The following is a 13408-nucleotide window of genomic DNA, read 5'->3' as shown; positions in this document are numbered from 1 at the left end:
AAGGTCGAGTGAGGTGTTGTTGTATTTTTTAATTGCCTTGGATTTTGTAGGCAATTTTTGATAATAACTAGGAAATGTTTGTATGTGAAAATTTTTTAATCTTTACTGCCATACAATCGTAATTAATAGAGTAAATGCGTCACTAACTGTCTCCATTTGTCATATTTATTTGTAAGCAAAATGACATGGATGCAGTGCGGCTTCGTATTTGGGCTATTGTCGAAAATCCCGTCGGGAGAAGGGTTTATGCGTGTTTGTGGCTGGATGGGGGCCTGCGGAACGGTTTGCGTCTCTACGCGGCGATGCTGAGGCAAAACAGCAACACTCAATCGGCGTTGCGGCGGGGGCGGGGAAAGAAAAAGCCCTGCGGGAAGCAGGGCCTGGAGGAGGGGCGGCTTAGTTGCCGCCGACGGTGTCCAGCCTCAGTTGCGGATGTTCGTCGGCGCCGGCGCGCAGCACCTCGGTCTGGCGGCTACTGTTGTAGCGTAGTTCGCCGTTCACAAAGATCTGGCCTTCCACCACATAGCGACCATCGGGCTTGATCGCCTGCTTGTCGTAACACAGGGAGAAGTCCGCCGGAATGCTGCGTGGTTTTTCCAGGATCTGCTCCGCCAGCAGTTGGGGCGGCGCGTCTTGGCGGCTTTGATCCAATAGGCGCACTTTGACGAGCACGTCCTTGGCCTGGGACAGCGTGGCGCTCTGTTGAGGCGCGATATTGCCGGTCAGATAGGCTGGCACGAAACCGCCGGCGTGGGCTGCGCTCAAGGCCAGGCCCAGAGCCAATGCGCATAGGGAGCGGGTCAGTCGCTTCATCATCAGTCCGCCGGCTCCAGGTTTTGGTGGCCGAGGGAAACGGTCTGGCCTTCGGCCGGCTTCCATTCGCCCTGCAGCCGCCATTGCTTGGCCTGGTCTTCCAGCAGGATGTACCAATGATTGGCCTTGACCGGCACCGCCGGCAGCACGGCCTGGTAGAGGTTGGGACCAGCCTGGCGCATTTCCACCTGTTGGTCGAAGTCGTCCTGCGCCGGGTGAACCATGCGCATGGTGATGACGGCGGGCAGCGGCACCTTGCTGGTGGTGATCAGCCGCAGCGTGCGCTGGTCCGTGCCCACCATCAGCTGTGCGCTCAAGCCCATATTGAAGGCTTGCTTGTCGCGGCGCAGTTCCATATTGATGGCCTTGCCCTTCTTGTAGTAGTCGTCGGTGACCAGGCCGTCGTCGGTGCGGATCGCGGTGGCGAGGAACATCACGCCGACGATGACGGACACCAGCGGCAGGCCGAACAGAATCCAGGGCCAGGGTTCGCGGTACCAAGGGCGCGGAGCGGGGGCGGTATGCTGCATGTATTACTCTCCGATGAAGCTGGACTTCTCTTCCACTTGCAGGGAAGGGTGGTTGATGGACTGGATCAGGAAGCGGATTTCATGGCTGCCTTTGGTCGCGTACTGCGGATCGGCCTGCACGTGGACGGTGACGTCGGTGTTGCCGGTGGCTGCAACGGCGATATCGCCGCGGTCGGCCTGCACTTTCAGGCCGGGCAAGCCCGATGCTGTGATCCTGAAATGCTGATTCTGTTCCGTAGTATTGATAATTTTAATGATGTAGGTGTTTTCCAGCCAGCCGGCATCGGTTTCACGCACCAGCGAGGCGCGGTCGCGGATCACGTCCACTTTGAACGGCTTGCGCATCCACATGGAGCCGATGGCGGTGGCGATGACGATGGCGAGTACCAGCGTATACAGAATCACGCGAGGACGTTTGAGCCGGGAGGCGATGGCCTTCTCAGGGTATTTGCCTTCCAGCGCATTTTCCGTTGTGTAGCGAATCAGGCCGCGCGGATAGGCCATTTTGTCCATCACTTCGTCGCAAGCGTCGATGCAGGCGGCGCAGCCGATGCACTCGTATTGCAGGCCGTTGCGGATGTCGATGCCCACCGGACAGACTTGAACGCAGATGCTGCAGTTGATGCAGGCGCCCAGGCCTTGCTCCTTGGGGTCGCTGCCTTTCTTGCGCGCCCCGCGCGGCTCGCCTCGTTTCTCGTCGTAGGAAATAATCAGGGTGTCGGCGTCGAACATCACGCTCTGGAAGCGCGCGTACGGGCACATGTATTTGCAGACCTGTTCGCGCATGAAGCCGGCCAGCAGATAGGTGAAGCCGGCGTAGAAGAACATCCAGAAGGTTTCCCACGGACCGTAGTCGAAGCGGGGCGCGGCGGCGACCAGGTCACGGATCGGCGTGAAGTAACCCACCAGCGTGAAGCCGGTCCACAGTGAAAACAGAATCATCAAGCCGTGCTTGGTGAACTTGAGGCGGAATTTGCGCAAGCTCATCGGCGCCTTGTCCAGCTTGATGCGCTTGCCGCGGTCGCCCTCCACCCATTGTTCTATCCACAGCATGATTTCGGTGTAAACCGTCTGCGGACAGGAGTAGCCGCACCAGAGCCGGCCGGCGATGGTGGTCCAAGTGAACAGGCCGAAGGCGCAGCACATCAGCAGCGCGGCCAGATAGACGAAGTCCTGCGGCCAGATGGTGAGACCGAACAGATAGAACTTGCGCTCGATCAGATCGAAATGCAGCGCCTGGCGTCCGTTCCAGTTCAGCCAGGGCAAGCCCAGGAAAACCAACTGGGTGCCGACGACGAAGAGCACGCGCAGATTGTTGAACAGGCCTTTGACGGCACGCGGATAAATCTTGGTTTGCGACTCGTACAGAGAAACGGTCTCGGTGGCCTCGGGCTGCGAGCCGGCTTGGCGCGGCGGTTCTACCTTGATCGGGATTTCCTTGAGCGAATCGGACATGGGCGTTTCCTTCTCTGCGGATTTGGCCAAGGCCATGGGGATATGGGCTTGGCGAAATGCGCGGCTGCATCGGAGCGGAGATGTTATATGAAATCATATAACATCCTCGCGAAAGAATACTGCCCGCATGAGCGGGCAGTAGATCAGTACCGGTTTATTGCGGCGCTTTGGGGTTGTTGGACAAGCCCCAGACGTAAGCGGTCAACAGATGCACCTTGCCTTCACCCAGGAAGTCTTTCCAGGCCGGCATCTGGTTGTTGCGGCCGTTGGTGATGGTTTCGATGATGGTTTTCTCGCTGCCGCCGTACAACCAGTTGTTGTCGGTCAGGTTGGGGGCGCCCAGTTGCGGGTTGCCCTTGCCGTCCGCGCCGTGGCAGGCGATACAGACCGTGGCGAAGGTTTCCTTGCCGCGCACCGCGCGCTCCGCGTCATGCTTGCGCTTGGATAGGGATAGCACGTAGTTGGCCACGTCCTTGACCTTTTCCTCGCCGAACGCCGCGCCCCAGGCCGGCATCTGGCCGTGACGGCCTTCGGAGATGGTGGTGTGGATGGTCTTGATATCGCCGCCCCACAGCCACTTATTGTCGGTCAGGTTGGGGAAGCCCTTGGCGCCGCGGGCGTCGGAACCGTGGCACTGCACGCAGTAGGTCTGGAACAGGCGCTTGCCCATTTCCTGAGCTTTGGGGTCGGCGGCCACGGCCTTGACGTCCTGTTTCAGGAATTGGTCGTACAGCGGCTGATACTTGGCTTCCGCCTGCGCGCGTTCCTTCTTGTACTGGTCTACCGAGGTCCAGCCGAACACGCCTTTCCAGGTGCCCAGGCCAGGGTACAGGATCAGATAGACCACGGCGAAGGCCAGGGTCACGTAGAACATCAACATCCACCAGCGCGGCAGCGGGTGGTTGTACTCGGAAAGGTCGCCGTCCCACACGTGGCCGGTGATCTCAACCTGTTCGCCCTTTTGCACCTTGATCTTGGATTGTGAAAACACCAGATAGGTCAGCCAAACGAGGCCGCCCAGCACGATCGCGGTGATCCAGATGTTCCAGAATTCGCTCACGAAATCACTCATTTTTTTGCTCCGTTGGAAGCTTGGTCTTGTTCCGCTTCCTGCACCTTGTCGTCGTCGAGGAAGGGCAAGTTGGCCGCATCCTCATACCGGTTCTTGGAGCGCTTGCTGTAGGCGATGCCCAGCACCACGATGAAGAATGCAAAGCACACTACCGTGAACAGCGAGCGCCCGATGGTTACCCAGTCCATGGCTTAACGAACGTTCTTCAAGGCAAGGCCCAGGCCTTGCAGGTAAGCGACCAGCACGTCCATTTCCGACTTGCCTTCCACCTGGGCTTTGGCCTCGGCGATGTCTTTGTCGGTATAGGGAACGCCCACCAGGCGCAGCGCCTTCATCTTGGTCGGCACGATGTCGGCGTCGGCCAGATTCTTGGCCAGCCACGGGAAGGCCGGCATATTGGACTCGGGAACCACGTCGCGCGGGTTGATCAGGTGCACGCGATGCCATTCGTCGGAGTAGCGGGCGCCCACGCGGGCCAGGTCCGGGCCCGTGCGCTTGGAGCCCCACAGGAAGGGGTGGTCGTAGACCGACTCGCCGGCCACGGAGTAATGACCGTAGCGTTCGGTTTCAGCGCGGAACGGACGTATCATCTGCGTGTGGCAGGTGTGGCACCCTTCGCGGATGTAGATGTCGCGGCCAGCCAGTTGCACGGCGGTGTAGGGCTTGACGCCGGCCACCGGCTGAGTGGTCGATTTCTGGAAGGCCAGCGGCAGGATTTCCACCAGGCCGGCCACGCTGACGACCAGCAGGGTGAACACGATCAGATAGCCGACGTGTTCTTCGATCAGTTTTTGTATCTTATCCATGATGTTTCCTTGCGCCTCAATGAGCGTGGGCGGTGATGGCCGGGATCTTGGCGTCTACGGCACGGCCCGCGGTTACGGTGCGGAAGGTGTTGTAGGCCATCAGGAACATGCCGAGCAGGTACAGGAAGCCGCCGAGCAGACGCACGAAGTGGTACGGATAGGTGGCTTTGACCGCCTCAACGAAAGCGTAGGTCAGGGTTCCGTCCGGGTTCAGCGCGCGCCACATCAGGCCCTGGGTCACGCCGGAGATCCACAATGCGGCGATGTACAGCACCACGCCGACGGTGGCGAGCCAGAAATGGGCTTCAACCAGCTTCAGGCTGAACATGGATTCGCGGCCGAACAGGCGGGGAATCAGGTAGTACATGGAACCGATGGTGATGAAGCCCACCCAGCCCAGCGCGCCGGAGTGCACGTGGCCGATGGTCCAGTCGGTGTAGTGAGACAAGGCGTTGACGGTCTTGATCGACATCATCGGGCCTTCGAAGGTGGACATGCCGTAGAAGGACAGCGATACCACCAGGAATTTCAGCACTGGGTCGGTGCGCAGCTTATGCCAAGCGCCCGACAGGGTCATGATGCCGTTGATCATGCCGCCCCAGCTCGGGGCCAGCAGCACCAGGGAGAACACCATGCCTACGGATTGGGTCCAGTCCGGCAGGCTGGTGTAGTGCAGGTGGTGAGGGCCGGCCCACATATAGGTGAAGATCAGCGCCCAGAAGTGCACTACGGACAGGCGGTAGGAGTAAACCGGACGGCCAGCCTGTTTCGGGATGAAGTAGTACATCATGCCCAGGAAGGCTGCGGTCAGGAAGAAGCCCACGGCGTTATGGCCGTACCACCATTGCACCATGGCGTCCACGGCGCCGGAGTAGGCGGAGTAGGATTTCCACAGCGACACCGGCACGAAGGCGGAGTTGACGATGTGCAGCAGGGCCACGGCCAGGATGAAGGCGCCGTAGAACCAGTTGGCCACGTAGATGTGTTTGACCTTGCGGATGGCGATGGTGCCAAAGAAAACAATGGCGTAAACAACCCAGATCACCGCGATCAGGAGCTTGATCGGCCATTCCAGCTCGGCGTACTCCTTGCTGGTGGTCAGGCCCAGCGGCAAGGTGATGGCGGCCAGCACGATCACCAGTTGCCAGCCCCAGAAGGTGAAGGCGGCGAGCTTGTCGGAGATCAGCCGGACGTTACAGGTACGCTGCACTACGTAGTAGGAAGTGGCGAACAAACCGCAGCCGCCGAAGGCGAAGATGACCGCATTGGTGTGCAGCGGGCGCAGGCGGCCGAAGTGGAACCATGGGCCGAAGTTCAAATCGGGCCAGACCAGTTGGGCCGCAATGATGACGCCCACCAACATGCCGACAATGCCCCACACGACGGTCATGATGGCAAATTGGCGCACCACCTTATAGTTATAAGTGGATTGCGTTTCCATTTAGGGTTTTCTCCAAGGTTGCTAACTCAGAACGTGACATATCTAATCGACGGCTTGAAGTCCGGGCGACTGTCCCAATCTGTACTGATGTGACTGTATCCAGACGAAGCCGTAGGGAAAACGACTTTTATTAAAATCAAGCGCTTGACCCAGATCGCAGCGGTACTGATGTCTGTATTAGCAGTTCATCCCGTATTGCGACAGCGCAATTTCCCCATTTAGTTAACCCGGCATTCTAAATCAATTACCCATATCGGGCCAGTTTGGACGGCCGGGGATGTCGCTTTCCCATTTGTCTTTATTTATGTCTCAAGCGAGCGTGACAGTTCTTGCAAATACTGTTGCTACTGGCGAGATTGTATTGTCTGGCGGCCCAGCCTTCTTGACCTGGATCAAGATGTCATAAAACGCAGCGTTTACCCGCGGCAAGTGCTAAAATAAGAAGGTTTTGCAACGATTGCAGGCAGATCATGACCGTTTCCGTCCGCTACACCCTATGTCCCCGCGCCCCTGAGGCGCATCTTTTCGAGGTCGTCCTGACCGTTTCCAAACCCGCAAAGAACGGCCAGATTTTCTCCTTGCCGGCTTGGATTCCCGGTAGTTACATGATCCGGGAGTTCTCCAGGCATATTGTGGAAATTCGCGCGGAATCCGCGGGAAAAGCGGTGCAGCTGGTCCAGTTGACAAAAAACAGCTGGCAAGCCGCGCCGGTCAAGGGCGTGCTGGTTCTGCGCTATAAAGTTTATGCGTTTGATCTGTCCGTGCGCGGAGCGTATCTGGACGCGGAGCGCGGCTTCTATAACGGCAGCAGCGTTTTCCTGGCGGTGGACGGCTATGAAAACGAGGCCTGCGCGGTGGAGATCCTGCCGCCGGAAGGCAAGGCCTACGCCGATTGGAAAGTGGCGACCAGTCTGCCGGCGCGCGGCGCGGACAAGAAAACCGGCTTCGGCGGCTATCAGGCGGCTTCCTACGACGAGTTGATCGACCATCCTGTGGAGTTGGGCGCCTTCGAGCGAGTCAGCTTCAAAGCCTGCGGCGTACCGCACGAATTCGTTGTCTCCGGTCGTTTCCGCGCCGACCTCAAGCGCTTGGCGCGCGACACCAAGAAAATTTGCGAATACCAGATCAAATTGTTTGGCGAGCCGGCTCCGTTCGAGCGCTATGTGTTCATGCTTTTCGTCGGCAAAGACATCTACGGCGGTCTGGAGCATCGCGCTTCCACCGCGCTGGTGGCCAACCGCGACGATTTGCCGCAACAGGGCGTTGAGGAGATCGGCGACGGCTATCTGAAACTGTTGGGTCTGATCAGCCACGAATACTTCCACAGTTGGAACGTCAAGCGGATGAAGCCGGCGGCGTTCACGCCCTATGATCTGAACCAGGAAGGCTACACCCGTTTGTTGTGGGCCTTTGAGGGCATCACTTCCTATTACGACGACCTGAGCCTGGTGCGCTGCGGTCTGATCGATGAAAAGCGCTATCTGGGCCTGCTGGCGGAAACCATCAGCGGCGTGGAGCGCGGCGCCGGCCGCCTGAAGCAGACCTTGGAGCAATCCAGTTTCGAAGCCTGGACCAAATATTACCGGCAAGACGAAAACAGCCCCAACAGCATCGTCAGCTATTACACCAAGGGCGCGCTGGCCGCGTTGGCGCTGGACTTGACCATACGCCGCGACAGCCAGGGCCGTCAGTCGCTGGACGATGTGATGCGGGCGCTGTGGCGCAAGTGGCTGGACGACGGCAAGGGTTTGGCCGAGGACGAGTGGGAAAAACAGGCGCAGGCCGTTACCGGCCTGGATCTCAAGGCCTTTTTCGATCGCGCGCTGCGCGGCGTTGAGCCCCTGCCGCTGGCCGAACTGTTGGCGGCCCAGGGCGTGGAGCTGCGCTTCGAGCCGGCGGCCAACGCCGGCGACCGTGGCGGTCTGGCGCTGAGCGGCAAGCCTGCGCCGGCCAGCCTGGGGGTCAAGGCTGTGGCCGAGGCCCAGGGCGTGCGTGTGCTCAATGTCTACGACGGCGGCGCGGCGCAAAGCGCCGGCCTGTCCGGCGGCGACGTGATCGTGGCGATAGACAAGCTCAAAGCGGTGGATCTGGACAAGGCGCTGGCGCGTTATCAGCCGGGCGATAAGCTTAAACTGCATTGGTTCCGCCGCGACGAACTGATCAGCGTGCAAGTGGAGCTGCAAGCCGCGCCTGCCGACGCCTGCCGGTTGCTGTTGCAGGACGACGGCGCCCGGTGGCTGCGCCGCTAACATTCATCGGGACGGTGCCGTTCCCCGGCGCGGTTCCCCTCCAGCCAAGACCGGCGCAGCCGGCATCGAAGGAGACGTAGACATGGCTCAACAGCCGCAAGTCAAGTATCGCAACGATTACGCAGCCCCCGCTTTTCTGATCGACCGGGTCGATCTGAGCTTCGACATCGAAGACGACGCCACCCGCGTGCATGCGCGCCTGGTGGTGACCCGCAACGACAAGGCCGCGCGCCAGGACGATCTGGTGCTGGACGGCAGTGCCGCGCTGGTGGCGGTAACGCTGGACGGAGAGCGCCTGGACGAAAGCGGCTACGCGCTGGCCGACGAACAACTGACCGTGCGCGGCGTGCCCGACAGCTTCATCCTAGAGGTGGAGACCGAGATCGACCCGGCGGCCAACACCAGCCTGATGGGTTTGTACGCGTCCAACGGCAATCTGTTCACCCAATGCGAGCCGGAAGGCTTCCGCAAAATCACCTATTACCTGGACCGTCCCGACGTGATGGCCAAGTTCACCACCACCATCATGGCGGACAAGCACAAATTCCCGGTGCTGCTCTCCAACGGCAACAAGGTGGGCGAGGGCATGGTGGACAAGAAGCGCCACTGGGTGAAGTGGGTGGACCCGTATAAGAAACCGTCTTATCTGTTCGCCTTGGTGGCCGGCAAGCTGACGGCGCTGAAGGACAAGTTCGTTACCATGCGCGGCCGCGAAGTGGCGCTGGAGATCTGGACCGAACCGGCCGATCAGGACAAGACCCAGCACGCGATGGAGTCTTTGAAGCACTCTATGAAGTGGGATGAGCAGCGCTTTGGCCTGGAATACGATCTGGACATCTATATGATCGTCGCCGTCGGCGACTTCAATATGGGGGCGATGGAGAACAAGGGCCTCAACGTCTTCAACACCAAGTACGTGCTGGCGCGCAAGGACACCGCCACCGACGCCGACTTCCAGGGCGTGGAGCGGGTGATCGGCCACGAATACTTCCACAACTGGACCGGCAACCGCGTCACCTGCCGCGACTGGTTCCAGCTGTCGCTGAAAGAAGGCCTGACCGTGTTCCGCGACCAGGAGTTCGGCGCCGACATGAGCAGCCGCGCGGTCAAGCGCATTGAGGATGTCAAGGGCCTGCGCGCTCACCAGTTCCCGGAGGACGCGGGCCCCACCTCGCACCCCATCCGCCCGGACAGCTATATCGAGATGAACAACTTCTACACCATGACGGTGTATGAAAAAGGCGCGGAAGTGGTGCGCATGTATCACACCCTGCTGGGCGAGGCCGGCTTCCGTAAGGGCATGGACCTGTACTTCAAGCGCCACGACGGCCAGGCGGTGACCTGCGACGACTTCCGCGCGGCGATGGCCGACGCCAACGACGTGGACCTGGGCCAGTTCGGCTTGTGGTACAGCCAGGCCGGCACCCCGGTGCTCAGCGTCAGCGGTCGCTACGACAGCGTGGCGCGTAGCTATACGTTGAATGTGCGTCAATCCTGCCCGCCCACGCCGGGGCAAGAACTGAAGCAGCCGTTCCACATCCCGCTGGCTTTGGGCCTGGTGGGCGCCGACGGTGCCGACCTGCCGCTGCAGCTGGAGGGCGAAGCCGAAGCGCAGGGCGGCACCCGTGTGCTGGACGTCAAGGCGGCGGAGCAGAGCTTCACCTTCGTCGGCGTACCGACCGAGCCGGTGCCTTCGCTGCTGCGCGGTTTCTCCGCGCCGGTGAAGCTGGATTTCGATTGGCGCGACGACCAACTGGCTTTCCTGATGGCCAACGACAGCGACAGCTTCAGCCGTTGGGAAGCCGGTCAAACCTTGGCCGAGCGCCTGTTCAAGCAGCTGTTGGCGACGCTGGCCGCCGGCGGCGAGTTGAAGTTGCCGGAGACCTTCGTCGCCGCCTTCCGCGCGGTGCTTAAGGATCATGTCGCCGATCCGGCGTTCAAGGCTCTGATGCTGGCCCTGCCTTCCGAGGCGGAAATTCTGGAGATGGTGGAGGAGGCCGATCCGGCAAGCATCCATCAGGTACGCGATTTCGTGCTGGACGAGTTGGCGCAGGCGCTGCGCGGCGAGTGGCGCGAGGCGTACGAGCTGAGCCAGACCCGCGATTACAAGCCGCAAGACGCGGGTAAGCGCGATCTGAAAAACCGCGCGTTGGCCATGTTGAACCGCCTGGACGACGCCTGGCCGGCGGAAGCCGCCGCCAAGCAGTGCCGGGAGGCGGACAATATGACCGATCAGATGGGCGCGATGCTGGCCTTGCGCGATCGCGACGGCGCCGAACGCGACGATTGCTTCACCGCTTTCGCCTCCCGTTGGCAGGGCGACGCCCTGGTGATGGACAAGTTCTTCATGCTGGTGGCCAGCAGCCAGCTGCCGGGCACGCTGGAGCATGTGCAGGCGGCGATGCAGCATCCTGCCTTCACCTTGAAGAACCCCAATAAGGCGCGCGCGCTGATTGGCACCTTTGGCGCCAATATGGCCTTGTTCCACGCCGCCGACGGCAGCGGCTACCGCTTCCTGGCCGATCAGGTGCTGGCGCTGGACGCGATCAATCCGCAAGTGGCCAGCCGCATCGTCAACGCCTTCCGCCGGCTGAAAAAGCTGGAGCCTGCGCGTCAGGCGCTGATGCGCGAGCAATTGCAGCGTCTGGCCGGGCAGCCGCTGTCCAAGGACGTGTACGAGATCGTGTCCAAGATTTTGGAAGCCTGAGCCGCCTCGCGCTGCTGAAAACAAAGCCCCGGTTTCAAACCGGGGCTTTTTTCATGGCCGACGAGGCGTATTTGCCGCGAGGCTTATTCTATGCGCAGCCGCTGTCCGCCTTGGCTGCCTTGTTTCTTCGGCAGCGTCAGGCTGAGCACGCCGTTTTCGTATTTGGCGCTGGCCGCGTTGCGTTCGATTTCCGCCGGCAGTTGGAAGCTGCGCGATACCGCGCCGTAAAAACGCTCGGTGCGTAGTTGGCGTTCGTCTTTGCGCTCGCTGTCCGTCTGGCGCACCTCCGCCTTAATGGTAACCAGCGGGCCGTCCACTTCCACGTGGATGTCGTCTTTGCTGACGCCGGGAATATCCGCGTGAACGGTGAACTGGGTTTCGGATTCCTTGACGTCGATCTTGATCTGGCTGGGCAGCGGATCGCCGTGCAGCGGTTTGATGAAGAAGCCGGGGGTGAAGTCGCGGAACAGTTCGTCAAACAGGCTAACATTGCCGCGGGAAGGCAGGATGTTCATCTTACTCTCCTTTTTGATCAATGGTTTAGGTGTGTAACGGGCCCTGTTGTCGATATAGGGACGCCGCGCCGATTCTCAAGCCCCCGCGAGGGAGGAATTCGGCGCGATTCACGCCGGCCAGTCCGATGGGACAGGCCGCAGCCACAGGCCGGCGAAATCGGTCCAGCCGTTTTCACTCATTTGCAGGCCGGCCAGTTGCGGGCTGGCCTGATGCCCCTGGCGCTCATGAGACAGCGGCAGCACCCAGCCTTCCGCGCACAGCCAATCTCCGATGGCGGCGTATCCGGCCATGCGCCGCCTGCTGTCCGCTTGGCGCTGAATATCCCGCAACTGCGCGTTCAGCCGCGCCTGCGCCTCCGCGCTCAGGCCGCGCTGCAACGGTTGCCGGGTGCCCAGCCACTCGTGGCAACTATAGTCGCGATCGTCGTGCAGTACCTCGCTGCACAGCATGAGATCGGCCTGCCGCCACCAGTCCTGGTCGTGAAAAAAAGCGAGTCGGCTGAGGGCGTGGATCTCCAACTCAATGGCCAGTCCCGCCAGGCGTTGACGGATGGCGGCGGCCAGCGGCGGGAAGCAGGGCAGGTCGTAATGGAACAGGCGCAGCCGGGTATGGTTGAGCCTAGGCCGGCGCTCGGCTTGCGGCAAGGGGTGGCGCCAGCCTGGCAGCAGGCCTTGCGCTGGCGTTTGCAGAGCGTCGTTGGCCAGGACCAGCGCGGGCTCCGCCAGCCAGCGCATTAGCGGCGCGCGCTCGCTGTCAGGCAGCGCCGGATTCAGCAGCAGATAAGTGCAGGCCGACTGCAGCGTGCCGTTGGCGTCGTCGTTGGCGTAATCCAGGCGCAGGTGGAAGTCTTGGCCGTCGTCGCCGGAGGGAATGAACCACAGTTCGATCTCGTCCAGCAGCGCCCGCTCGCGGTAATGGCCGGCGAAGGCGGCCAGGCTCAGACGCTGCTCGCTGTGACGCAGCGCCCGGAACGGCCCGCTGCCTATCGGGAGGCGGTCGAAGTCGGCATTGCGCCGCAAGGGGACGATGGAACTGTTGGCGGTGGCCAGCCGCTGCGGCCAGAGAAAATCGGCGTCGTCCAAGCTGCAGCTGAAGGACAGCACGTCGTGGACCTCGACCGAGCTTAGATGGCGGTATTGCCGCTGATAGGGGTTGTCCGGTTCGCGCAGGCGCAACAGGCTGGCGGCCACAGCGTCGGCTTGCAAGGGCGCGCCATCGTGGAATTGCAGGCCGGGGCGCAGCCAGAAGCGCCAGCGTCGGGCCTCGGCGTCGCTCTCCCAGTGGTGGGCCAGACCGCCTTGCAGGCTTTGCAAGGCGCGGTCGAAGCGGCATAGCCGGTCGAATATCTGCCGGACCAGATGGGACTCAAGTCGGCCGCTGACGGTGACCGGGTCCAGGCTCAACGGCGCATGCGGTATCGGGATGCGCAGACAGCGGCCTTGCGCGGCGCTGCCCAGGTATTGCGGCAGCGCGCTCAGCAATTGTTCGCGCCGTTGCGGCGGCAATTGGGCGAAGGCCTGCTCCAGTTTGCCGTCGCGCAGCAGGCGCTGCAGACGCTGCCATTCCAGTTGTTCCGGCGGGCAGAGCAGGCTTAGCCGCGATTTGCGGCCGCGTCCCCGGCCAGGCTCCCAGGACAGCCAGCCGCGCGCGCGCATCTTGGCCAGTTGCAAACGGGCGTTGCGCTCGCTGCACTTCCACAGTGCGCACAGTTCGGCCAGCCCCGGCTGCGCGGGCTGCCGGTCGGCGTAGGCCTGATGCAGCGCCTGATATTGTTGTTCCAGCTTCATGTCTGCTTCCCGCTGAGGACTCCGCTAAAAGC

11 protein-coding genes are annotated in these 13408 nt (G+C 61.4%); 2 read left to right on the top strand and 9 right to left on the bottom strand.

What is annotated here, in order from left to right; genetic code table 11:
- Window positions 1-396: 396 nt before the first annotated feature.
- The 7 genes from MOV80_RS03470 to ccoN all read right to left on the bottom strand — a co-directional run bounded on the left by MOV80_RS03470 (window position 397) and on the right by ccoN (window position 6117).
- Window positions 397-816: a YbaY family lipoprotein gene (locus tag MOV80_RS03470; RefSeq protein ID WP_019102686.1), complete on the bottom strand. Its 420-nt coding sequence runs from the start codon at window positions 814-816 to the stop codon at window positions 397-399.
- Entirely contained in the window at window positions 816-1343 is a 528-nt protein-coding gene (locus MOV80_RS03465; protein WP_019102685.1) for a FixH family protein, read from the bottom strand. Before MOV80_RS03465 ends, MOV80_RS03470 begins: the two co-directional genes overlap by 1 nt.
- 3 nt (window positions 1344-1346) lie before the next feature.
- Entirely contained in the window at window positions 1347-2798 is a 1452-nt protein-coding gene (gene ccoG, locus MOV80_RS03460) for a cytochrome c oxidase accessory protein CcoG (protein WP_019102684.1), read from the bottom strand.
- Between the two features lie 154 nt (window positions 2799-2952).
- On the bottom strand, window positions 2953-3870 hold the full coding sequence (gene ccoP, locus MOV80_RS03455) for a cytochrome-c oxidase, cbb3-type subunit III (RefSeq protein ID WP_019102683.1): 918 nt from the start codon (window positions 3868-3870) through the stop codon (window positions 2953-2955).
- Complete coding sequence (locus MOV80_RS03450; RefSeq protein ID WP_019102682.1) at window positions 3867-4058, bottom strand: cbb3-type cytochrome c oxidase subunit 3; 192 nt, start codon at window positions 4056-4058, stop codon at window positions 3867-3869. Before MOV80_RS03450 ends, ccoP begins: the two co-directional genes overlap by 4 nt.
- Before the next feature lie 3 nt (window positions 4059-4061).
- Window positions 4062-4676, bottom strand: coding sequence for a cytochrome-c oxidase, cbb3-type subunit II (gene ccoO / locus MOV80_RS03445; RefSeq protein ID WP_019102681.1), 615 nt, complete (start codon window positions 4674-4676; stop codon window positions 4062-4064).
- Between the two features lie 16 nt (window positions 4677-4692).
- A complete protein-coding gene (gene ccoN / locus MOV80_RS03440) occupies window positions 4693-6117 on the bottom strand; it encodes a cytochrome-c oxidase, cbb3-type subunit I (protein WP_019102680.1) in 1425 nt (474 codons plus the stop codon).
- 470 nt (window positions 6118-6587) lie between these two features.
- On the opposite strand from ccoN, the gene MOV80_RS03435 reads away from it, so the two are divergent.
- Both MOV80_RS03435 and pepN read left to right on the top strand, forming a co-directional pair.
- The gene (locus MOV80_RS03435; protein WP_118266618.1) at window positions 6588-8366 is read left to right on the top strand and encodes a PDZ domain-containing protein; all 1779 of its coding nucleotides are present in this window, start codon (window positions 6588-6590) and stop codon (window positions 8364-8366) included.
- An 82-nt stretch (window positions 8367-8448) separates the two neighbouring features.
- Window positions 8449-11073, top strand: a complete 2625-nt coding sequence (gene pepN, locus MOV80_RS03430; protein WP_249604838.1) for an aminopeptidase N — start codon at window positions 8449-8451, stop codon at window positions 11071-11073.
- 83 nt (window positions 11074-11156) lie between these two features.
- Here the strand turns inward: pepN and MOV80_RS03425 are convergent, their stop codons facing one another.
- Together MOV80_RS03425 and MOV80_RS03420 are read right to left on the bottom strand one after the other, a co-directional pair.
- Window positions 11157-11588 (bottom strand): Hsp20/alpha crystallin family protein, encoded by a 432-nt coding sequence (locus MOV80_RS03425; RefSeq protein ID WP_249604837.1) that lies wholly within the window; start codon window positions 11586-11588, stop codon window positions 11157-11159.
- 108 nt (window positions 11589-11696) lie between these two features.
- Complete coding sequence (locus MOV80_RS03420; protein ID WP_249604836.1) at window positions 11697-13376, bottom strand: SgrR family transcriptional regulator; 1680 nt, start codon at window positions 13374-13376, stop codon at window positions 11697-11699.
- Window positions 13377-13408: the final 32 nt, after the last annotated feature.

Origin of the sequence: Chromobacterium sp. IRSSSOUMB001, assembly GCF_023507765.1 — a bacterium.
GTDB classification, from domain to species: domain Bacteria; phylum Pseudomonadota; class Gammaproteobacteria; order Burkholderiales; family Chromobacteriaceae; genus Chromobacterium; species Chromobacterium haemolyticum.
The sequence above is the reverse complement of the archived record's forward strand: the minus strand, read 5'-3'. Positions and strand labels throughout refer to the sequence as shown.

Excerpts from the sequence above, each read along its gene's own strand:
- pepN (WP_249604838.1), top strand. The coding sequence starts at position 8,449 with ATGGCTCAACAGCCGCAAGTCAAGTATCGCAACGATTACGCAGCCCCC.
- MOV80_RS03425 (WP_249604837.1), bottom strand. The coding sequence starts at position 11,588 with ATGAACATCCTGCCTTCCCGCGGCAATGTTAGCCTGTTTGACGAACTG.
- MOV80_RS03465 (WP_019102685.1), bottom strand. The coding sequence starts at position 1,343 with ATGCAGCATACCGCCCCCGCTCCGCGCCCTTGGTACCGCGAACCCTGG.
- ccoN (WP_019102680.1), bottom strand. The coding sequence starts at position 6,117 with ATGGAAACGCAATCCACTTATAACTATAAGGTGGTGCGCCAATTTGCC.
- MOV80_RS03435 (WP_118266618.1), top strand. The coding sequence starts at position 6,588 with ATGACCGTTTCCGTCCGCTACACCCTATGTCCCCGCGCCCCTGAGGCG.
- MOV80_RS03450 (WP_019102682.1), bottom strand. The coding sequence starts at position 4,058 with ATGGACTGGGTAACCATCGGGCGCTCGCTGTTCACGGTAGTGTGCTTT.
- ccoG (WP_019102684.1), bottom strand. The coding sequence starts at position 2,798 with ATGTCCGATTCGCTCAAGGAAATCCCGATCAAGGTAGAACCGCCGCGC.
- ccoP (WP_019102683.1), bottom strand. The coding sequence starts at position 3,870 with ATGAGTGATTTCGTGAGCGAATTCTGGAACATCTGGATCACCGCGATC.
- MOV80_RS03470 (WP_019102686.1), bottom strand. The coding sequence starts at position 816 with ATGATGAAGCGACTGACCCGCTCCCTATGCGCATTGGCTCTGGGCCTG.
- MOV80_RS03420 (WP_249604836.1), bottom strand. The coding sequence starts at position 13,376 with ATGAAGCTGGAACAACAATATCAGGCGCTGCATCAGGCCTACGCCGAC.
- ccoO (WP_019102681.1), bottom strand. The coding sequence starts at position 4,676 with ATGGATAAGATACAAAAACTGATCGAAGAACACGTCGGCTATCTGATC.